This is a genomic window from Evansella tamaricis (genome assembly GCF_019042215.1).
In the GTDB taxonomy this organism is placed as follows: Bacteria; Bacillota; Bacilli; order Bacillales; family Salisediminibacteriaceae; genus Evansella; species Evansella tamaricis.
The window spans coordinates 1-20,077 of record NZ_JAHQCS010000182.1; the positions used below are offsets into that span (position 1 = coordinate 1).

Sequence of the window (20,077 nt, forward strand, 5' to 3'; positions counted from 1 at the left end):
CACTTCGGAAGTGACAACGGAAGTCAAAGAGCGGACTTCTGTTGTCATTCCTCCACTGCCCTACGCTCGTGATCATAGGCGCTTACGCTTTTCTTATTCCCCATTTTCAAAATTTTTCGTAGGGCTGTCTGTTCTCATCAAATGTGAACCCTTCCCCCATGACATCCTGAACGTCTCCCATGGTAACAAAGGCATGGGGGTCCACTTTGGCAATGAGGTTTTTTAAACGGACTACTTCATTTCTTCCGACGACACAATAAAGGACCTCTTTCTCTATTCCTGTATATGTTCCTTTTCCCTTTAAAATAGTAGCTCCCCGATCCATTTGCTTTAAGATGCTTGCAGCAATCTCTGGCCCATGTTCAGAAATGATCATCGCAGCTTTTCCTGAATAAGCGCCTTGTTGCATAAAATCAATCACTTTAGCTGCTACAAAGACTGCAACGAGAGTATACATAGCTTCCTTGTAGTTTAAATAAATGAGTGATGTTGTAATGACACCAGCATCAAATAAAAACATTGTCCTTCCCATACTCCAGCCAAAATACTTAAAGCCTAACTTTGCAATAATATCAACTCCGCCAGTTGTACCACCAAACCGAAAGACAATTCCCAAACCAGTACCAATAAAAACACCTGCAAAAAGTGCCGCTAATGTAAGGTCGTCATAAAGAGGGAGGGAGATAACTGGAAATCTCTGAAAAATCCATAGGAAAACTGAAACAGCAACGGTGCCTATTATCGTGTAAATAAATGCATTTCGACCAAGTACTTTCCATCCTATAATAAAAAGAGGTATATTTAATATTAGGTTTGTATAGGCCGGGTTTATGTCAAAAATAAAATAGAGAATTAAAGTTATTCCTGTAAACCCACCATCTGCAAGATTGTTTTCCATATTAAAGTAAACTAATCCAAAAGACATTATGGCGGTTCCTAATATAATAAAGATGAGATTTTTTATTTTTATATATCCGATCATAGGAATACACCACTTTCTACTATAGTTTTCTCAATTGATTTATTATAATGGAATGGTGACTGTGGATCAAATGAAGTGACAACTTGTAGTAACTAGTAAGAACCCTTAATATTTGTCAAATAAACAAGTTTTCGCTAACATGTACGTGTATAATAACTCCAATCCAATGAGCGACATACTGTGAAAGTGGGGTAAGAAGTTTGAAGACAAGAACAATGCAAGAAATCCAGCAGGAAGTGGATACATATATTAATCAATTTAAAGAAGGCTATTTCACTCCTTTAGCAATGATGGCAAGATTAACGGAAGAGATGGGAGAACTAGCAAGGGAAATCAACCATTACTATGGAGAAAAACCGAAAAAAAATACGGAAGAAGAAAAAACTATCGAACAGGAAATTGGAGACATATTTTTTGTACTTGTCTGCCTTGCAAACTCTTTGGATGTTGATTTGGATGATGCATTTAAATTAGTAATGGACAAGTTTCAAACACGAGATAAAGATCGTTGGACAAAAATCGAAAATATAAAAGGAGAGAGTAATAAATGATCCGTATTACAATTGCTGGCCCCCGTGGAAATATGGGAAGCGAAGCGGTCAAAATGGTAAGTGAAGATGCAACCTTTCAATTAGTAGCAGTGGTAGACATTATCAACAACGGTTTGAAAATGAAAGATGTCAAAGAGATGGCACCATTAGATGTGCCAATTTATGAAGACATGGATCAATGTTTCCGAGAAGTTGAATGTGATGTCCTCATTGATTTAACAGCTCCCGAATCTGGTAAAAAGCATATGATTACGGCATTTGATCATGGGGTTCGACCTGTAGTTGGTACAACTGGTTTTTCAGATCAAGATGTGGAAGAACTAACTCACTTAGCTGCGGATAAGAAAATAGGTGCCATCATTGCTCCTAACTTTGCAATAGGTGCAATATTAATGATGAAATTTTCCCAAATGGCAGCACGTTATATGACTGATGTGGAAATTATTGAACAGCATCATGACAGAAAGTTAGATGCCCCTTCTGGGACGGCAGTAAAAACAGCAAGAATGATTGCAGACGTCCGTGAGAAGAAGAAACAAGGTCATCCTGATGAAACAGAACAAATGAAAGGGGCACGTGGTGCTGATTATGATGGATTGCGAATTCATAGTGTAAGATTACCAGGTTTAGTAGCTCACCAAGAAGTTATTTTCGGTGGAGAAGGACAAACATTAAAAATCCGTCATGATTCCCTTAATCGGGCTTCATTTATGCCTGGTGTCAAGCTTGCATGTGAAACAGTAATGAAGTTAGATGTCCTTGTTTATGGACTAGAACATATTATTGAATAGTTTTTTTTAGGGTAATAGCAACTTATCTAGATTATAAAACGAGGTTTATTCGAGGAGGAACAGAAATTGAATATTGCATTTATAGCACATGACCAAAAGAAAGATGATATAGTGCAGTTCGTTACGGCATACGAAGAAGTTCTGAAAAGTCATACCCTTTTTTCCACAGGTACAACAGGCACACGAATCATGGAAAATACTTCTTTACAAATACATCGATTCCAATCAGGTCCACTTGGTGGAGACCAACAAATAGGGGCTCGTATTGCTGATAACGACATGGATTGTGTGATCTTTTTTAAGGACCCATTAACTGCTCAACCACATGAACCAGATATAACTGCTCTTATTCGTCTCTGTGATGTGTATAGCATTCCCCTAGCCACAAATATGGCTACGGCAGAAATCTTACTCAGAGGACTTGAGAGGGGCGATTTCCAATGGCGTGATGTGGTGAAAGAGCAAAAACAAGGAGAGAAGAATACTTGATGGATAAGTTAGACATTCTCGCAGTGGGAGCCCATCCTGATGACGTGGAAATTGGGATGGGTGGAACCCTTGCAAAATATGCCTTTTATGGGTATAAAACAGGTATCGTAAATTTAACTAAAGCAGAATTATCTTCAAATGGGACAGTGGAAGAACGGCAAAACGAAGCTGTAGATGCAGCAAATGTATTAGGTGTTTCAAAACGAATACAATTAAATTTTCCAGATCGCCATCTCCTTGATAATCGTTCTGCATGTATTCAAGAACTGGTTACTATTATCCGAAAATATCGACCACGTATCGTATTTGCTCCAGATAAAGAAGATCGTCATCCAGACCATGGGCATTGTACGGAACTTGTGAAGGAAGCCATATTTTCTGCTGGAATTAAAAACTATTTCCCAGAATCCAATCCAGAAGCATTTCGTCCAGATTCCTTATTGTATTTTCAAATTAATGGTGTCATGAAACCTCAAATTGTTATAGACATCACTGATTATATAGATAAGAAGATGGAGGCTTTAGCGTGCTTTAAAAGTCAATTTCAACTAGGCGATAATCAGGTGAAGACGCCTTTAAATACAGGGTACTTAGACCAATTAAAGGGTCGGGAAAGACTTATGGGAAATGAAGTTGGAGTGGAATTTGGAGAAGCATTCAGGTCGGATAAACCAGTTTTAATTCAAAAAGTATTAGGAGAATAGCGAATGACGTATAAAATAGGAATAACTTGCTATCCCACGGTGGGGGGATCAGGTGTAGTTGCTACGGAATTAGGAAAAGCACTTGCAGAAAAAGGTCATCAGGTTCATTTTATTACTTCAAGTGTCCCGTTCCGGTTAGAGACTTGTCACAGTAATATATTTTTTCATGAAGTAGGAGTAAACCAATACTCGGTGTTTCGCTATCCCCCTTATGATATAGCATTGGCTAGTAAAATGGCGGAAATTGCAAAAAGGGAAGAATTAAATCTTCTCCACGTTCATTATGCCATTCCCCATGCCATAAGTGCATTTTTGGCAAAGGAAATGGTAGGTAGCCATCTGAAAGTTGTGACGACTCTACATGGAACAGATATTACCGTGTTGGGTTATGACCCGTCATTATCGGATATGATACGATTTGGTATTGAACGATCCGATCAAGTTACAGCTGTATCCAATGATCTGGTGAGGCAAACAAAAGAATTATTGGATATTAATAAAGATATTGAGACGGTATACAATTTTATCGATCCACTGGAATATAGTCCCAGGACTGGAACTGACTTGAAAGAATCTATGGGAATTCCCCCTAATCAAAAAGTGATTGTACATATTTCTAATTTTCGAAAAGTGAAAAGGGTATCAGATGTTGTTCAAACGTTCTATGAAATCCAAAAACAGGTGGATTCTGTTCTTTTAATGATTGGGGAAGGTCCTGAAATTCCGGTAATACGTGAACTGGCAAAAAGATTACATATTGATGGAAAAATAAAATTTTTAGGAAGCCAGAAGGGAATTGCAGATCTTTTAGCCATTTGTGATCTGAAATTATTATTGTCTGAGAAAGAAAGCTTCGGACTCGTCTTATTAGAAGCGATGGCATGCGGCGTTCCGGTAATCGGGACAGATATTGGAGGTATTCCGGAAGTTATTGACCACGGGGAAAATGGTTACATTTGTCCTTTGGGAGATATTGAACAAATCTCCAGAATGTCCATAAAGCTGTTATCAGATCCAGATCTTCATCAACGGATGGCACAGAAGGCCATTAACAAAGTACAACATGAATTCCATCAGGAAAGAATTGTAAAGCAATACGAAGAGATTTATGAAAAAGCCTTATGTGGAATTGGTGATGCGTAGTGATGTGTTTAGAAAAGGCCGGGAATTACGTTTTGGAGCAGTTGGAATTGGCTGGGTTTGAAGCCTACATTGTCGGTGGTGCAGTACGGGATAAATTAATGGATGTAAGTATCAGGGATATTGATATTTGTACTAATGCCAGTATGGAAGACATAAAACAAATTTTTCCAAGATGTATAGATGTAGGTGTTCAACATGGTACGATAATTATTCCTGTAAGCGGCCATGCCATTGAAGTGAGCGAGTTCAAAAGTAAAGATGTTAACCATAATAAAACGATACAAAACGATCTTGCTCTTCGTGATTTCACCTGCAATGCCCTCGCTCTAACAAGTTCGGGAGAAATCATCGACCCATTTGGTGGAAAAAGTGATATTACTAACCGAATATTGAAAGTGGTAGATCAATCGGAAACTACCTTTTTAGATGATCCTTTACGATTGTTAAGGGGTATCCGATTTTCTATTCAATATAATTTTATAATTGATAGTTTTACTGAAAAGTTACTTGAGAAACAGGCCAACATGATAAAAGAACCTGCCGTTGAACGCTTAGCCAACGAGTTTGAAAAATTGGCGAGACATGGTCTTTCAAACAAAGATCTAAAATACTTATTAACTCATAAGGTGATCGAGGAACTTTCAAATTTGTTTCCACAAAAAAATATTATTCTCTCTGCACTTACTACATCAGTTGGCGAGCTAACCATAAAGGGGAGTTTAGAATGGTGGTCGTTAGCCGCTTTTTCTTCGGACCAACATCGAGCACAAAAAGTGTTGAAAACATATAAACGATCGAATCAATTAATTAAAGATGTGTTAAAAATTGTTACCATAGTTAATGAAGGTTTATCTGATACCATAAATGATTATCATATTTATCAATTGGGAGACAGGAGAATAGCTGCAGCGGAAAAATTATACCATTTTCTTAGTCCAGGAAAACCAGCTGTAAATCTGACTGATCGCTACGATAAATTACCAATCAAAAACAAAGGGGAACTAGTGATTACTGGAAACAATCTCATTCACTGGTTCCCTAATAAAACAGGATCTTGGTTTGGAGAAACAATGAAAAAAATCGAGAAAGCAGTCATTTTACAACAAGTGAAAAATGACGAAGATCAGATATATCACTGGTTGAAAAAGGAGTCTCAATCATGTTAGTAAGAGTATTACAGCTATTACGAGATAACCAACATCAGTTTTTATCTGGTGAAAAAATTAGCGAGGAACTTGGCTGCAGTCGGACGATGGTATGGAAATACATTGAGTCGCTCCGAAAAGAAGGCAATGAAATTTTAGCTGTTTCAAATAAAGGGTATCAATTAATAGGTGAAACCGATCAATTGAGTGAACACGAAATAAAATCCAGGTTAATGGAAGATTCTCTATTTAAACATGTTCATTTTAAGGACAACGTTGATTCCACCCAAATTGTTGCACAGAGGCTTGTCAATGAGGGTGCCCATACAGGAACTATTGTCATAGCAAATGAGCAGACACTGGGGAGGGGAAGATTAGGGAGAGAATGGTTCTCTCCTCCGGATACAGGAATTTGGATGAGCATAATAGTTCGTCCGGAAATTGAACTCCGGGAAGCACCTCAACTCACCTTAGTGACCGCAGTAGCTGTTGCAAGGGCAATATCAAACGTTACCGATTTGGAAGTTGGAATAAAGTGGCCAAATGATATCTTAATTAATGGAAAGAAAGTTGTTGGAATACTGACTGAAATGCAGGCGGATCCAGATCGTGTAAATTCTGTTATTATTGGTATTGGAATAAATACTAATCAGGAGAAGTTTCCTAATGAACTGAAAAAAATTGCCACTTCTCTTTCTATGGAGAAAGGTAAAAAAATTAATCGGGCTGAACTGATTATCCAAATATTAAAGGAATTTGAATGGTTATATGATGCCTATTTAACAATGGGGTTTCAGTTTATTAAACCTTTATGGGAAGCCAGGGCAGTCTCCATTGGGAAAAGAGTAAAAGCAGTAACAACAAAGGAAGTTTTCTATGGAATGGCCATTGGAATTGATGATCAAGGGGTTCTTTTACTCGAGGATGATGATGGGAAAATACATCCCGTTTATTCTGCTGACATAAATCATACAATGGATTAACATTTTCTGAATCTATGCTATACTTTTAGTGGGCAGTATCCTTTAGGAACTGTACCAAAAATGGTTCAATACAATTTTGATATTCTGCCTTGATCCGTTGTCGGACTGGGACAGAGGGTGTGACAAAGATATGGAAAATCTATGTCTTTTTGTCGATGGAGCGATTTAGAGAATCCGCCTTCTTCTGCAGTTGGAAGAGGGTTTTTTGTTGTTATGTTATGAGTATTGTTTTTCAATACTATAATTTTAGTTGAAAACAACTGTCCCTTCTTGGGACTGCCCGCTGACAGGGTAAAAATTTTGCTGAAATCAACACCGGTATGACATAGCAGATTAATAGGAACTGCTCCTTGGCGAATACGCTCGAGCCTGTTTTGGGATTTTCTATAAGTGCTGTCTCCCTTTTTCTCAGAGAAAAAGAAAGGAGAAATGATGATGAAAACAACAGCTGATTTTCGTAAAATGAAAGAAATGAATCAAAAAATAACAATGGTTACTGCTTACGATGCACCAAGCGCCAAGTTAGCAGAAAAAGCAGAAGTGGATGTCCTTCTTGTTGGAGATTCTTTAGGAATGGTGGTCCTTGGTTATGATTCCACTGTTCCAGTGACAATGGATGACATGATCCATCACACAAAAGCGGTAAAAAGAGGAGCAAAAAATACGTTTATCGTCACAGATATGCCGTTTTTAACTTATCATGCCTCCATAACAGAAACGTTTGCAAATGCTAGGAAATTAATTCAGAACGGAGGAGCACATGCTGTCAAATTAGAAGGTGGAGGTGCTGTGCTCGAAAAGGCGAAACTCCTAATTGAGGGAGGGGTTCCTGTCGTTGCCCACCTAGGATTAACTCCTCAATCTGTCGGTGTTCTCGGAGGTTACAAAGTTCAGGGGAAAAATCAAAGAGAACGGGAACAACTGTTAACGGATGCAGAGAAGGTGGAGGAAATTGGTGCAAGTCTCCTAGTATTAGAGTGTGTACCTGAAGGATTAGCAGAAGAAATCGCTAAGAAGATATCTATCCCTGTTATTGGTATCGGAGCAGGACGTTATACAGATGGGCAAGTTCTAGTGTTTCACGATATTGTTGGAATGACACAAGGTTATGTACCTAAATTTGTACAACAATATACAGATGTTTCCACTTCCATCTTTGAAGCATTGCGTTTATTTAACAATGATGTGAAGGAAAATAAATTTCCAGAGGAAAAGCATGTCTTTCAAGCAAAGGAAAAAGAACAACAAGATGAGAAACAAACACTCTATGGGGGAAACTGAAATGAAACTTTTCACTAAAATATCTCCAATGAAAAAATGGGTGAAGAATCAAAAAAGAGATGGAAAAATGATCGGTTTTGTACCAACAATGGGGTATTTACATGAAGGTCATCTTTCTTTAATAGAGAAGGCAAAAAAAGAGAATGATGTTGTCATTTTAAGTATTTTTGTTAACCCATTGCAATTTGGTAAAGGGGAAGATTTTGAACTTTATCCTAAAGATTTTGAACGGGATTTTGTCTTAGCGAAGGAAACTGGAATAGATGCAGTTTTTTACCCGGAAAATGAGGAAATGTACCCAACGGAGATGAGCGCCACGATTGTTGTTCATGAAGGTACAAATGTGCTTTGTGGAGCAAAGCGTCCAAACCATTTTGATGGGGTAGCAACGGTAGTCTTAAAACTTTTTCATATAATGGATCCTGACCGAGCGTATTTTGGGTTAAAAGATGCCCAACAAGTGGCAGTTATCAAAAGGATGGTTCAGGATTTCCATATGGATATTGAAATAGTCCCATGTCCCACTCTGAGGGAAAGGGATGGTTTGGCGAAAAGTTCAAGGAATGTTAATCTGACTAAAGAGGAAAGAAAAGAAGCACCTTCCATTTTTCAAGTCCTTCAAGAAACTAAGGATTTTATTACTACAAAGGGCAGTACATCTTCTCAAGAAGTGGAAGAGTTTCTCCGTTCTTCCTTGTCAAAGAAAATCAATGGTAAAGTGGATTATGGGGAAGTTTTAAGTTTTCCACAGTTAAAAAAGCAAGATTTCCTTTCCGGAGAAATTATTATTGCTGTAGCAGTAAAGTACTCCAAGGCAAGGTTAATAGATAATATTATTATTAGTGTTTAAAGTGGGGGGGAAGAGAATGTTTCGTGAAATGATGAGTGGCAAACTGCACCGTGCAACGGTTACAGAAGCTAATTTAAATTATGTTGGCAGTATTACGATAGATGAAGATTTAATGGATGCAGTAGGTATTCTGGAAAATGAAAAAGTGCAAGTGGTAAATAATAATAATGGTGCAAGATTAGAGACATACGTCATTAAAGGTAAACGGGGTATGAAAACAGTGTGTCTTAATGGTGCAGCAGCAAGGCTTGTCCAGCCAGGTGATAAAGTGATAATCATTTCTTATAAGTGGGTGGAAGAAAGCCTTGTTAAGGAACATCTACCAAAGGTGGCCATATTAGATGAACGGAATGAAATAATTGAAATGATGAAAACGGAACCTGCTGCAACAGTACGATAATTGTATATCTATCCCTCCTATAATGGAACACTGTAAGTATATGTTCTATTGGATAGGAGGGTTTCTTTTGTTTTCCAAAGAGAAATGGGATGAATTATGCGAATGGTTACTGTTAAATCAACATACATTGTCCGATGAAGAGAAACACTATTGGGTAAAGCATTTATCGAAATCACACGAAAAGATGTTAGAAGTGTGGAGTGAACAATTAGACTTATTGGATGAAGTAAAAGAGAAACTCCTTCATTCGGCTCCACTTACTTTTGATAAATCACTATTAGATATTCCTGGAATTAGTTATTTTAATTTAGGGCTATACGAAAAAGCTTTAGATGAATTAAATATGGAACTAAGAGGAGATGCTCACCACGCTAGAATTTACTTATATAAAGGATTTTCCCATTTATATATGAATGACGGGGAGGTGACAAAAGAAAGCTTCTTAAATACAATTCATCAAAGTATGGACCCGCTGGAAAAACACTTTGCTTTTCTTGGATTAGGGATTTACGAAGGGAGGGGGAGTAATATTGAGCAAGCGATTTCTTATTTTGAAAAGGCAGAATCCCTCCTCTTTAATCCAGATGTAGTGTATAATTTAGGCATCTGTTACTTATTATTGGAGATGCCTGAACAAGCTCTTCCTTATTTTAAGAAAGTGATTGATGCAAATGAGGGAGATGCTGAAGGGTACTATTGGCTTGGAAAATGTTATTTTGATTCTGGTGACCGAACGTATGGAATGGAGACATGGTATAAAGCAGTTCAAACTTTTGACTCGAAGGAATTACTTTTATCCCTTGCGGTGGAATTTGAAGAGAAGGAATTTTTCACCTGCTCTTTATACTGTTATGAGCGATTACATGAGTTAGGGTATGATGAAGCGACCATTCTACACGGCATAGCATGGAATTATGGGTTAATGGATGAAAGGGAAAAGTCTACAGAGGGGTTTCAACAACTCCTAAAAGATCACCCTGGAGATATTAATGCATGGATTTCCTATTTATGGTTATTAATCAAATGGGATGAGTTTTCGAGGATCAAAGAAGTAAAAGAAAAGATCCATACCCTTGGACTAACACACCCATTACTTACTAAGATGACGAATCAGATGTTAACATAGACCGAGCAATCATTTCCATAAAGATATATCAGGAGAAACCATTATGGAGGTAAAAGCATGGATCGTTTTGTTATCATCGATGTGGAAACAACTGGTGTCGCCTTTACGAAAGGGGACCGGATTATTCAAATTGCCTATGTGGTCATTCAAAACAATATAATTGTAGACCGTTTCTCCGCTTATATAAATCCGGAGAGGGATATTCCCCCTTTTATTCAATCGTTAACAAATATTACTCCAAACTTAGTAAAAGAAGCACCTTTATTTGGTGAGATCGTGCCCAAATTATTAAAAGCACTTGATGGTGCTTTTTTTGTGGCTCACAATGTGGAATTTGATCTCCATTTTGTAAATGATCAATTAATTCACGCCGGGTATACCCCATTCCATGGACCTGTAATTGACACAGTAGAGTTGTCCAGAATAGCTTTTCCCACATCTGATAGTTATCGGTTGTCACAGTTATCGGAAAATTTTTTAATGGAACATAATCAACCACATCGTGCCGATAGTGATGCAGAAGCAACTGCACACCTTTTTTTACAGATAAAACAACGGTTATCCAAGCTACCAACTGAGACATTAGAACACATCAATTCATTAAAACATATGTTTAAAAGTGATATTTTTTCTCTTCTGCATTCTTGGATCAAAGAGAGTGAAAGGGGAGAGAAGGAATATGATACTTATAGAGGCTTAGTCATTAGGAAGGATATACATTTGCACAACCAGGATGCCACAATGGAAACAGGAAAAGAAGAAATTAATTATTCAATTTTTCATGAAAAGTATTTACAGGATACTAAGTGGTGGTCAATGAGGGTACCTCGATTTGAAATGAGAACCGGCCAGTTAGATATGATGAAATTTATCCATGATACTGTAGAAGACAGCAGTTTTGGACTAGTTGAAGCTGGTACAGGTACGGGAAAAACTTTGGCTTATTTAATTCCATCCGCGTATCATGCAAAAAAATCAGAAAAGCCTGTAGTAATTAGTACACAAACGATCCAACTCCAGGAACAACTAGTATCAAAAGAGATACCTTTGTTAAAAAAATTACTTCCATTCCCAATAGTCACAGCCGTTCTAAAAGGGAGAAGTCAATATCTTTGTTTGAAAAAATTTGAGACACTTATACATAATGATCCATCTGAATCTTATGAAAGAAGTATTGCAAAAGCACAAATACTAGTGTGGTTGACAGAGACTACAACAGGCGATGTGGAAGAGCTAACTCTCGCGGATCATACAAAGCGTTTTTGGTATGAGATTGCCAGTGATTCCTTCTCCTGTAACTCTCCAAAGTGTCATTGGTTTTCAAGGTGTTTTTATCAGCGTGCAAAAAGAAAGGCAAGGGATGCTGATTTAATTATTACAAATCACTCCCTTGTTCTATCAGATATCATGGCTGATCATCAGGTGATCCCAAGGTATGATGTGGCTGTTATTGATGAAGCCCATCATTTGGAGGATACGGCAACAGAACATTTTGGCCAACATCTTGATTATTTATCATTAGTTCATTTAGTCAATGAAATGGGTTCAAAAGAAGGAGAAGGATTGCTTTCTTTCTTTCAAAATAATGGGGAGAATAAGATTCAGGAAAAGGCAACGGAAGTGGAGGAATATGGAAAATTATTGAGGCAGGAGTGGTCTGAACTGTTCCTGTTACTCCATCAGCATGTTTTAACAAGGAGTGAAAGCCAATCTGAAAGGGGACGTATAACATGTACCATCGATGTGAGTTCTTCTTTATGGGTCAAAGTGAAAGATGCTGCAGAACGTTGTGACTATTGTCTTAACGATTGGTTAGATCATATACAGAAATTGCTCCAGTTAGTAGAGGTTGATAAGAAAACAGAATTAAAAGAAGGTTATCATTCTTTTATAGATCGTTTAAAGGATCTGAAAGCAATATTCTCTTCTTTATTACTAAATCACGAAGAAGGGAAGATTTATTGGTTAGAAGCGGAAACAAAGGGACCAAAACATTCTGTTTTTATTCAAGGTAAGCCAATTCAGGTTTCAGAAGCTCTTGCTGACAAGTTCTTTAAAAAGAAAAAAAGTGTTATTCTCACCTCTGCCACATTAGCGGTGAATAATAAATTTGACTATATAATACAACGCCTTGGTTTAGAAGATTTTCCAGTCCAAACGGAGATAATAAAATCACCATTTCAATGGGATAAACAAGTGCAGTTAATGATTCCATCAGACATGCCCTTAATTCAGGAAGTTGGGGATAAGTCGTATGTGGAAGCGTTGGTTTTGCAATTGTATCGAATTGCAGAAGCAACCAAAGGGAAAATGCTTGTCTTATTTACATCTTATGACATGCTGAAAAAAAGCTATTATTTATTAAAAGAGATAATAAGTGAAGAATTCGTGTTAATTGCACAAGGTGTGCAGACAGGCAGTCGTTCAAAGTTGACTAAGAATTTTCAACAATTTGATCAAGCTATTTTATTGGGGACAAGCAGTTTTTGGGAAGGGGTCGATATTCCAGGAAGTGATTTAAGTGTTATTGTCATTGTTCGCCTCCCTTTTAGTCCCCCTAATGATCCCATTTATCGAGCAAAAGGTGAGTTATTAAAGAAAAATGGAGAAAATCCATTTATGAAGTTAGCATTACCTCAGGCAATTATACGATTTAAGCAGGGATTTGGCAGGCTAATTCGCAGTTCTTCTGATAAAGGTGTGGTCATTGTTTTGGATAGACGAATTGTAACAACGAGATATGGCAAGGCTTTTATAAAGTCGCTTCCACAAATAAAAGTTTTAGATGAACCAATGGATGAGCTAGAAAATAAATTACTAGAGTGGTTATAATCTTCGTATTAGGTACAAATACTCTCAAGGGAACTTGATTATTTTACCAATGGACAATGAAAGGAGGAGCATATGAAAAAAATAATATTATTATATAGTTTGTTTTCCTTTTTATTAATTCCCTTTTTGACCGAAATACATGTCAATGCGGATAAAGTGGAACTAAATTTAAATAATGATGAGATCGCATATACTTTTTTTGATCTTACCCATGGGGAAGCAACGTTGATTCAAGGATACGAAGGGACGGTACTAATTAATACAGGACACAGAAACAGCCAGGAAGAACTAGAAGACCGACTGGAGATGTATCATGTAAATAACATAAACACTCTAATGATTACAAGCAAACAGTCGGAATACATTGGGAATTTATCCTGGGTACTCAATAACTATCCGATAAATCGGATTATCATACCATCGTCGCTTAAACAATCATTAGCACCTGCCCTTAAACAATTCACAGGGGATGTTGCCTTATATAAAAAAGGTGACAGTTTTTCCCTGCTCGATGATTTACGTAGTGAAATTCTTTATGTGGAGGAGCATAAAGGAATGGACGAAGGGGGGAGTGCTTTTTTCTTAACACATCATACAAATAAACTTCTGTATCTTACAGTGGCCAATATGCATGTGGAAGAAGAACTGGTCAAAGAATTTGATCTTAAGACTACTGTGTTTAAAGTTCCAGACTTTGGAAGTGATCGGGGGACTTCACAAAATTTATTGGAGGAAGCTGATCCACAAGTAGCAGTAATATTTAGAAATGGAGAAGACCGGCCAAGTAATTTTGTTTTAGAACGCTTGGAAGAAACGTGGATAGATGTATATCAGACTAGTCGAATTGGTTCTGTGACAATAAAATGTACAGAAGAAGATTATGAAGTTATAACAGTAAGACCGACTGAAGAAGAGTTTTTTCCAAAAAGTTGGCTTACATTTCAATAGGAGTGATACAAAAGGGAGAGGGAACGGTTATGAATATACTTTTGCATTCTGTCTATATCATTACAATGGATGAAGAAGGTCCAACATCGGTCATCAATGGATTTGTAATCATTAAACACGGGGAGTTTGATCAAGTTAAGGAAGGTAAACCGTCACAGGAAGAACTGAATAATGCAAGTGAAGTAATTAATGGTAAAGGGAAATGGCTTATTCCCGGTTTGATTAATACCCATGGACATCTAGGGAGCTCTTTACTCCGGGGGGCAGGGGATGATATTCCTTTAATGAAATGGCTGGAGACGGTAATGTGGCCAAATGAAAAAACCTTTACAGAAGATATAATTAAAAAAGCGGTTTCATTAGCAATGGTGGAAATGGTGAAATCAGGAACAACAACTTTTCTAGATATGTATCATTTACATATGGAAACAGTGGCTCAACTCGCCCAAGAGAGTGAGATGAGAGCTGTTTTATGTAGAGGCATGATTGGTCTTTGTTCGGAAAAAGAACAACGGAATAAACTGTCGGAGGCCATTAATTTACACCGTGATGTTCACGGAATGAACAGCGGGAAAATAACGGTTGCATTGTCACCACATGCCCCTTATACATGTCCCCCATCTTTTTTACAGATGATTATTGAAAAGGCAAAGGAGAATAATATATGGATCCACACCCATTTATCAGAAACAGAAGAAGAAGTAATTAAGCACAAAGAACAATACGGATTGAGGCCAGTGGAACATATGGAAAGAATCGGGTTGTTTCAAGTTCCCTGTTTAGTTGCACATGCAGTCCATCTTTCGGATAATGAAATAACAATTTTAAAGGAAAATAATGTTTCTGTTTCCCATAACCCCATGAGTAATTTAAAATTAGGATCTGGAATCGCCCCAATACCACAAATGATTAGCAAAGGAATAAACATTTCGTTGGGTACGGATTCAACGGCTAGCAATAATAATTTAGATATGTTTGAAGAAGTGCGGTTTGCTGCATTATTGCACAAAGGAATTTCTAAAGATCCAACCATTACAAAAACTTGGGATATACTTCGAATGGCGATGGAAAATGGTGCCAAGGCATTACAATTACAACAGTTAGGAAAAATTAAAAAAGGGTATAAGGCTGATTTTCTCCTAATAGATCCAAATAGTGCTCATTTAACACCATGGGATAAAGATCGAATTCATTCTCACCTTGTCTACTCAGCAAAAGGTTTTGATGTATCTGATGTATTTGTTCAAGGAAAACAACTGATGAGAAGTAAAGAACTCTTGTTTTTAGATGAAGAAAAAGTAATTTATGAAGCAAATTCCTTTTTACATTCGTAAAAAGAGCACCTGAGGTGCATCAGGTGCTTACAATGATGTTGGTGTAGGTCAGTTAATTTAAAATGTTATTTCATCTTTTTTAGTCTTTCACTTGATCGGGGAATTTTGTTTGCCTAAAAGTGATATTAATTGTGTTAAAATGGTTGGGACGGTATGGTGACCTTAATGACATGACATGTTTTTCACTTTGATACCATTCAAGAGTAGAGATGGATGAGTTATTGACATTTTCCTTCACGCTCAATCATCCTTTTCTTTTGGAGCGGTAATCTTAGTATCGCCTAACGTCAGGAGAGTATGATTAACAATATTTCACCACTATGGCAGACATAATTTTGAATATGCATTCAAGGGAGGTTCATCATGGAAGAAAAGCAAAAAGGTATTGAAAAATTAACGTCGATTAAAGTGGAAAAAAGTAGAGATTTATATAAAGTAGTTGATGCGCTTAATCGTACATTGAAAGATAGGGATTTAATGTTTGGTCTTGCCTTGGATGAAAATGATCAAGAAAAAATGGTTTTTACCATTTATGAAACGTAAGAAGGTGCAGTAATGAAGGCATGGATAATTTTTATACTCATTGTATTGTTGGGTCTATCTATAGGATCCAGTGTTATGCTATTTAACACTGCATCAGAACCACTAATAGAGAGACAAGAAACAGCAGCACAAATAGCCCTTACAGAAACAGACTTAATTGATGTTGTTAATGTGGATTATTATCACGGGCGCCGTTCTTTTCAAGTGGTAGAGGGAGTAGACAGTAACGGGGAAGGCATGTACGTTTGGATAGAAGAATTGGAAAAAACGGATGAAGCAGAGAATGAACCTCAGATGATTACGAGGTACAAATCAGAAGGTTTGACGAAGTCTCAAGTTAGGTCAATCATTAATGATGAACTGGAGATAAAAGAATTGAACAGTATACGGTTAGGAATTATTGGGAGTACCCCTGTGTATGAAATCACATATGTTGACTTGGAGGATCGACACTCCTTTTATTATATAACTTTTCAAGATGGTTCATACATCCGTCATTATCAATTCCGAAGATAATTTGAATGCTTTATAAACTTCGTTGACTTCTATTTTTTCACAGTTGTATAATAGTCAAGTGTATCAGCTTACAATTGGTGGATGATAGGAACACAACGTTAGATAAAAGGGTTTTGGAGGGAAATATTTTGAAAACAACAATAGCTGAAGTTGGTAAGTATGTAGAAAAAACAGTTACAATCGGTGCCTGGTTAGCAAATAAACGTTCTAGTGGGAAAATTGCCTTTTTGCAGTTGAGAGACGGGACAGGCTTTATACAAGGGGTTGTAGTAAAAGCGGAAGTTTCAGAAGAATCGTTTAAATTGGCTAAAGAAATTACTCAGGAAAGTTCTTTGTATGTTACGGGAACGGTCCGTAAAGATGAACGATCCCCATCCGGGTATGAACTCACAGTTGAATCGTTGGAAGTTATCCATCATGCCAAAGATTATCCTATTACTCCGAAAGAGCATGGAACAGAATTTCTAATGGATCACAGGCATTTATGGCTCCGATCAAAAAGACAGCACGCGATCATGAAAGTGCGAAATGAAATTATTCGAGCTACATATGAATTCTTCAATGAGAATGGTTTTTCTAAAGTGGATCCTCCAATTCTTACTGGAAGTTCAGCAGAAGGGACAACAAATCTATTCCATACTAAGTATTTTGATGAAGATGCCTATTTATCACAAAGTGGCCAATTGTACATGGAAGCTGCAGCAATGGCATTAGGCAAGGTTTTTTCCTTTGGACCAACTTTTCGGGCAGAGAAATCAAAAACTAGAAGGCATCTAATAGAGTTTTGGATGATTGAACCGGAAATGGCGTTTATGGACCACGAAGAAAGCTTAGAAGTTCAAGAAAATTATGTTACACATGTTGTTCAGTCCGTATTATCAAATTGTCAACAGGAATTAGCAACATTAGAGCGTGACACATCAAAGCTCGAAAAAGTAAAATCGCCTTTTCCACGAATTTCCTATGATGACGCCATTGAACTCCTTCAAAAAGATGGGTATGAAATAAAATGGGGGGAAGATTTTGGAGCCCCACATGAGACGGCTATTGCTGAAAAGTTTGAAAAACCAGTCTTTATTACGAACTATCCTGCTGATATAAAAGCATTCTATATGAAACCCCATCCAGAACGTCCGGAAGTGGTTTTATGTGCAGACTTAATCGCACCGGAAGGATACGGTGAAATTATTGGCGGGAGTCAGCGTATTGATGATGAGGAACTTATGGTAAAGCGCTATGAAGAACATAACTTATCAATAGATGCTTACCAATGGTACTTAGATTTAAGAAAATATGGTTCTGTCCCCCATTCAGGATTTGGTCTTGGGTTAGAACGTACGGTTGCTTGGATGTGTGGTGTAGAACATGTTAGGGAAACGATACCTTTCCCACGCCTCCTTAATCGATTATATCCTTAAAATCAGAGATAAAGTCCCTTGTATAAGGGACTTTTTAAATTCTAAAGAATCAGATGGTGTATTGATCGTGTTATAATAGTTAGTGAGGTGGATAATGATGAATCATGAATTACTAGTACAATTATATATGGACAAGCCTTTTATCGTTCCTTCGATGTTAATGACATCCTATAAAAAGATTGGTATGACTGAAACTCAATTTATGGTATTAATGCATATTCAACAATTTTCACAGGAAGGTAACTTTTTTCCAACCCCTAATGAATTACAAGCGAGAATGTCAATTGATGAAAAGGAATGTACGAATCAGTTAAAAGAACTTCTGAAAAAAGGTTTCTTATCCATAGAAGAGAGGCAAGAGGAAGATGGAAGATTGTCTGAGGCCTTTTCGGTAAAACCATTATATGAAAAAATGGTGTTATTTTTAAATAATTCTTTACTTGATAGTGGTAAGAAAACAAAACAAATAGAAGAAGGACAACTCTTCCGCAGGTTTGAGGAAGAGTTTTCAAGACCACTATCTCCAATGGAAATGGAAATGATATCTATGTGGCTTGATGATGATGGACATACTCCCCAGGTAATTGAAGCAGCATTAAGGGAGAGTGTCGTTTCGTCTAAATTAAACTTTAGATATATTGACAGAATTCTATTTGATTGGAAAAACAATGGTATAAAAACACTTCAACAGGCAAGGGAACATGGAGAAAGAATACGGCATCATCAATTGAAAAAAACAAACCAGTATACTGGGGATGATAAATCAGAGAAAAAAACGAGGCACCCCCATTATAACTGGTTAAAAAACTGAACAATAGTAGTGGAGGAAAAGGGTTATGTTAAATAAAAAAGAAATAGAGTATGTTCTCCTGACAATTGGCGAAATGTTCCCGGAAGCAGAATGCGAGTTAACCCATTCAAATCCATTTGAATTAACAATCGCTGTAGTGTTATCGGCACAGGCCACCGACGCGTTAGTCAATAAGGTTACACCAAACCTTTTTACTAAGTATAAATCACCGGAAGATTATATTCATGTACCTTTAGAGGAATTGGAAAATGATATTAAACGAATAGGCTTATTTAGGAGTAAAGCAAAAAACATAAAGAAATTATGTCAATCTCTTGTGGAGGAATATGGTGGTGAGATACCTCAAGATAAGTCAGAATTGGTGAAACTTGCAGGAGTTGGAAGAAAGACAGCGAATGTAGTTGCCTCTGTTGCATTTGGTGAACCTGCAATTGCTGTTGATACTCATGTGGAAAGGGTTAGTAAAAGGTTGGGAATTTGCCGTTGGAAAGATACGGTATTAGAAGTAGAGAAAACGTTAATGCGCAAAATTCCTATGGAAGAATGGTCCATTACCCATCATAGATTAATCTTTTTTGGGAGATACCATTGTAAAGCCCAATCACCTCAATGTCCACAATGTCCATTGTTGGAACTGTGTAGAGAAGGGAAAAAAAGGATGAAAAGAAGAGGACTTCTCTAATGACAACAAAGAAGAGTAACATTGCCATTCCTGAAAGATTTTGTATTGCCCCCTTCTATCCTAAAAATGCAACCATTCCGGAGAACCTATTGTCAGAAAAATTCGATCAAACAGTTTCCTACTATTTTTTACCTGATATCACTTTCTACTATGGAAAAACAACTGGGCTAGTGGAACCACCTTGGCATAATCCAGAAAAAATTAGAAATATAATAATGACATCTTGGAAACAAACCGGAATACCAAGGTTAAAAGATTGTTTTAATCAGAGGGATCGTGTTTCTGCAAAACCGTTAATGTTAAAGTATCTTTCGTTTTATATACAACTCATGCATTGGATTCAAGGTCAACCTGTTCATGATATTAGGAATGTACCAACTGATCTGTCTCAAAGGGAGTTTTCTCCTATGAATATAACCGATCGCCTTTCGTTTATTTTAACGTCCCCAGACCATCATCATTCCTTTACTACATTAATTCAAATATTCGAAGAGACTAATAAAAAATGGGCAATCTATTTAAAGCAGAAAAAAAACAGAGGTTGAGCC

The 20,077-nt window shown here is 37.1% G+C and carries 22 protein-coding genes; 20 read left to right on the top strand and 2 right to left on the bottom strand.

Annotated features, from left to right (window positions below):
• Window positions 1-106: 106 nt before the first annotated feature.
• Window positions 107-982 (bottom strand): YitT family protein, encoded by an 876-nt coding sequence (locus KS419_RS22990; protein WP_217069323.1) that lies wholly within the window; start codon window positions 980-982, stop codon window positions 107-109.
• Between the two features lie 215 nt (window positions 983-1,197).
• On the opposite strand from KS419_RS22990, the gene KS419_RS22995 reads away from it, so the two are divergent.
• The 14 genes from KS419_RS22995 (at window position 1,198) to KS419_RS23060 (ending at window position 15,559) form a co-directional block, all read left to right on the top strand.
• Window positions 1,198-1,533, top strand: a complete 336-nt coding sequence (locus KS419_RS22995) for a nucleotide pyrophosphohydrolase (protein WP_217069382.1) — start codon at window positions 1,198-1,200, stop codon at window positions 1,531-1,533.
• Entirely contained in the window at window positions 1,530-2,324 is a 795-nt protein-coding gene (gene dapB, locus KS419_RS23000; RefSeq protein WP_217069325.1) for a 4-hydroxy-tetrahydrodipicolinate reductase, read from the top strand. The genes KS419_RS22995 and dapB overlap by 4 nt, the downstream gene beginning before the upstream one ends.
• Window positions 2,325-2,390: 66 nt before the next feature.
• On the top strand, window positions 2,391-2,813 hold the full coding sequence (gene mgsA / locus KS419_RS23005; protein WP_217069327.1) for a methylglyoxal synthase: 423 nt from the start codon (window positions 2,391-2,393) through the stop codon (window positions 2,811-2,813).
• Window positions 2,813-3,517 (top strand): bacillithiol biosynthesis deacetylase BshB1, encoded by a 705-nt coding sequence (gene bshB1, locus KS419_RS23010; protein WP_217069385.1) that lies wholly within the window; start codon window positions 2,813-2,815, stop codon window positions 3,515-3,517. Before mgsA ends, bshB1 begins: the two co-directional genes overlap by 1 nt.
• Before the next feature lie 3 nt (window positions 3,518-3,520).
• Window positions 3,521-4,660, top strand: a complete 1,140-nt coding sequence (gene bshA / locus KS419_RS23015; protein WP_217069329.1) for an N-acetyl-alpha-D-glucosaminyl L-malate synthase BshA — start codon at window positions 3,521-3,523, stop codon at window positions 4,658-4,660.
• A gap of 2 nt (window positions 4,661-4,662) precedes the next feature.
• Entirely contained in the window at window positions 4,663-5,826 is a 1,164-nt protein-coding gene (locus tag KS419_RS23020; RefSeq protein WP_217069331.1) for a CCA tRNA nucleotidyltransferase, read from the top strand.
• On the top strand, window positions 5,820-6,788 hold the full coding sequence (locus KS419_RS23025) for a biotin--[acetyl-CoA-carboxylase] ligase (RefSeq protein WP_217069333.1): 969 nt from the start codon (window positions 5,820-5,822) through the stop codon (window positions 6,786-6,788). Before KS419_RS23020 ends, KS419_RS23025 begins: the two co-directional genes overlap by 7 nt.
• A 435-nt stretch (window positions 6,789-7,223) precedes the next feature.
• Window positions 7,224-8,069, top strand: coding sequence for a 3-methyl-2-oxobutanoate hydroxymethyltransferase (panB, locus tag KS419_RS23030; protein WP_217069335.1), 846 nt, complete (start codon window positions 7,224-7,226; stop codon window positions 8,067-8,069).
• Between the two features lies 1 nt (window position 8,070).
• On the top strand, window positions 8,071-8,919 hold the full coding sequence (panC, locus tag KS419_RS23035) for a pantoate--beta-alanine ligase (protein ID WP_217069338.1): 849 nt from the start codon (window positions 8,071-8,073) through the stop codon (window positions 8,917-8,919).
• Window positions 8,920-8,935: 16 nt separating this feature from the next.
• Window positions 8,936-9,319, top strand: a complete 384-nt coding sequence (panD, locus tag KS419_RS23040) for an aspartate 1-decarboxylase (RefSeq protein WP_217069340.1) — start codon at window positions 8,936-8,938, stop codon at window positions 9,317-9,319.
• Between the two features lie 67 nt (window positions 9,320-9,386).
• Window positions 9,387-10,445, top strand: coding sequence for a tetratricopeptide repeat protein (locus KS419_RS23045; RefSeq protein WP_217069343.1), 1,059 nt, complete (start codon window positions 9,387-9,389; stop codon window positions 10,443-10,445).
• A 57-nt stretch (window positions 10,446-10,502) separates the two neighbouring features.
• A complete protein-coding gene (gene dinG / locus KS419_RS23050; RefSeq protein ID WP_217069345.1) occupies window positions 10,503-13,277 on the top strand; it encodes an ATP-dependent DNA helicase DinG in 2,775 nt (924 codons plus the stop codon).
• Window positions 13,278-13,349: 72 nt separating this feature from the next.
• Window positions 13,350-14,225, top strand: a complete 876-nt coding sequence (locus KS419_RS23055) for a ComEC/Rec2 family competence protein (protein ID WP_217069347.1) — start codon at window positions 13,350-13,352, stop codon at window positions 14,223-14,225.
• 29 nt (window positions 14,226-14,254) lie between these two features.
• Window positions 14,255-15,559, top strand: coding sequence for an amidohydrolase (locus tag KS419_RS23060; RefSeq protein WP_217069349.1), 1,305 nt, complete (start codon window positions 14,255-14,257; stop codon window positions 15,557-15,559).
• A 79-nt stretch (window positions 15,560-15,638) separates the two neighbouring features.
• Here KS419_RS23060 and KS419_RS23065 read toward each other — a convergent pair whose 3' ends face one another.
• Entirely contained in the window at window positions 15,639-15,797 is a 159-nt protein-coding gene (locus KS419_RS23065) for a hypothetical protein (protein WP_217069351.1), read from the bottom strand.
• Between the two features lie 125 nt (window positions 15,798-15,922).
• On the opposite strand from KS419_RS23065, the gene KS419_RS23070 reads away from it, so the two are divergent.
• The 6 genes from KS419_RS23070 (at window position 15,923) to KS419_RS23095 (ending at window position 20,074) form a co-directional block, all read left to right on the top strand.
• The gene (locus KS419_RS23070; RefSeq protein WP_217069353.1) at window positions 15,923-16,102 is read left to right on the top strand and encodes a YpmA family protein; all 180 of its coding nucleotides are present in this window, start codon (window positions 15,923-15,925) and stop codon (window positions 16,100-16,102) included.
• A gap of 12 nt (window positions 16,103-16,114) precedes the next feature.
• The gene (locus tag KS419_RS23075; protein WP_217069354.1) at window positions 16,115-16,618 is read left to right on the top strand and encodes a cell wall elongation regulator TseB-like domain-containing protein; all 504 of its coding nucleotides are present in this window, start codon (window positions 16,115-16,117) and stop codon (window positions 16,616-16,618) included.
• A 128-nt stretch (window positions 16,619-16,746) separates the two neighbouring features.
• On the top strand, window positions 16,747-18,036 hold the full coding sequence (gene asnS, locus KS419_RS23080; RefSeq protein ID WP_217069356.1) for an asparagine--tRNA ligase: 1,290 nt from the start codon (window positions 16,747-16,749) through the stop codon (window positions 18,034-18,036).
• A 97-nt stretch (window positions 18,037-18,133) separates the two neighbouring features.
• Window positions 18,134-18,847, top strand: coding sequence for a DnaD domain-containing protein (locus tag KS419_RS23085; RefSeq protein WP_246594620.1), 714 nt, complete (start codon window positions 18,134-18,136; stop codon window positions 18,845-18,847).
• A 25-nt stretch (window positions 18,848-18,872) separates the two neighbouring features.
• Window positions 18,873-19,529, top strand: a complete 657-nt coding sequence (gene nth, locus KS419_RS23090; RefSeq protein ID WP_217069358.1) for an endonuclease III — start codon at window positions 18,873-18,875, stop codon at window positions 19,527-19,529.
• Entirely contained in the window at window positions 19,529-20,074 is a 546-nt protein-coding gene (locus tag KS419_RS23095) for a YpoC family protein (RefSeq protein ID WP_217069360.1), read from the top strand. Before nth ends, KS419_RS23095 begins: the two co-directional genes overlap by 1 nt.
• Window positions 20,075-20,077 lie beyond the last annotated feature (3 nt).

Coding starts and splice junctions, on each gene's coding strand:
- KS419_RS22990 (WP_217069323.1), bottom strand. CDS start 982: ATGATCGGATATATAAAAATAAAAAATCTCATCTTTATTATATTAGGA.
- KS419_RS22995 (WP_217069382.1), top strand. CDS start 1,198: ATGCAAGAAATCCAGCAGGAAGTGGATACATATATTAATCAATTTAAA.
- dapB (WP_217069325.1), top strand. CDS start 1,530: ATGATCCGTATTACAATTGCTGGCCCCCGTGGAAATATGGGAAGCGAA.
- bshB1 (WP_217069385.1), top strand. CDS start 2,813: ATGGATAAGTTAGACATTCTCGCAGTGGGAGCCCATCCTGATGACGTG.
- bshA (WP_217069329.1), top strand. CDS start 3,521: ATGACGTATAAAATAGGAATAACTTGCTATCCCACGGTGGGGGGATCA.
- KS419_RS23020 (WP_217069331.1), top strand. CDS start 4,663: ATGTGTTTAGAAAAGGCCGGGAATTACGTTTTGGAGCAGTTGGAATTG.
- KS419_RS23025 (WP_217069333.1), top strand. CDS start 5,820: ATGTTAGTAAGAGTATTACAGCTATTACGAGATAACCAACATCAGTTT.
- panB (WP_217069335.1), top strand. CDS start 7,224: ATGAAAACAACAGCTGATTTTCGTAAAATGAAAGAAATGAATCAAAAA.
- panC (WP_217069338.1), top strand. CDS start 8,071: ATGAAACTTTTCACTAAAATATCTCCAATGAAAAAATGGGTGAAGAAT.
- panD (WP_217069340.1), top strand. CDS start 8,936: ATGTTTCGTGAAATGATGAGTGGCAAACTGCACCGTGCAACGGTTACA.
- dinG (WP_217069345.1), top strand. CDS start 10,503: ATGGATCGTTTTGTTATCATCGATGTGGAAACAACTGGTGTCGCCTTT.
- KS419_RS23055 (WP_217069347.1), top strand. CDS start 13,350: ATGAAAAAAATAATATTATTATATAGTTTGTTTTCCTTTTTATTAATT.
- KS419_RS23060 (WP_217069349.1), top strand. CDS start 14,255: ATGAATATACTTTTGCATTCTGTCTATATCATTACAATGGATGAAGAA.
- KS419_RS23070 (WP_217069353.1), top strand. CDS start 15,923: ATGGAAGAAAAGCAAAAAGGTATTGAAAAATTAACGTCGATTAAAGTG.
- KS419_RS23075 (WP_217069354.1), top strand. CDS start 16,115: ATGAAGGCATGGATAATTTTTATACTCATTGTATTGTTGGGTCTATCT.
- KS419_RS23085 (WP_246594620.1), top strand. CDS start 18,134: ATGAATCATGAATTACTAGTACAATTATATATGGACAAGCCTTTTATC.
- nth (WP_217069358.1), top strand. CDS start 18,873: ATGTTAAATAAAAAAGAAATAGAGTATGTTCTCCTGACAATTGGCGAA.
- KS419_RS23095 (WP_217069360.1), top strand. CDS start 19,529: ATGACAACAAAGAAGAGTAACATTGCCATTCCTGAAAGATTTTGTATT.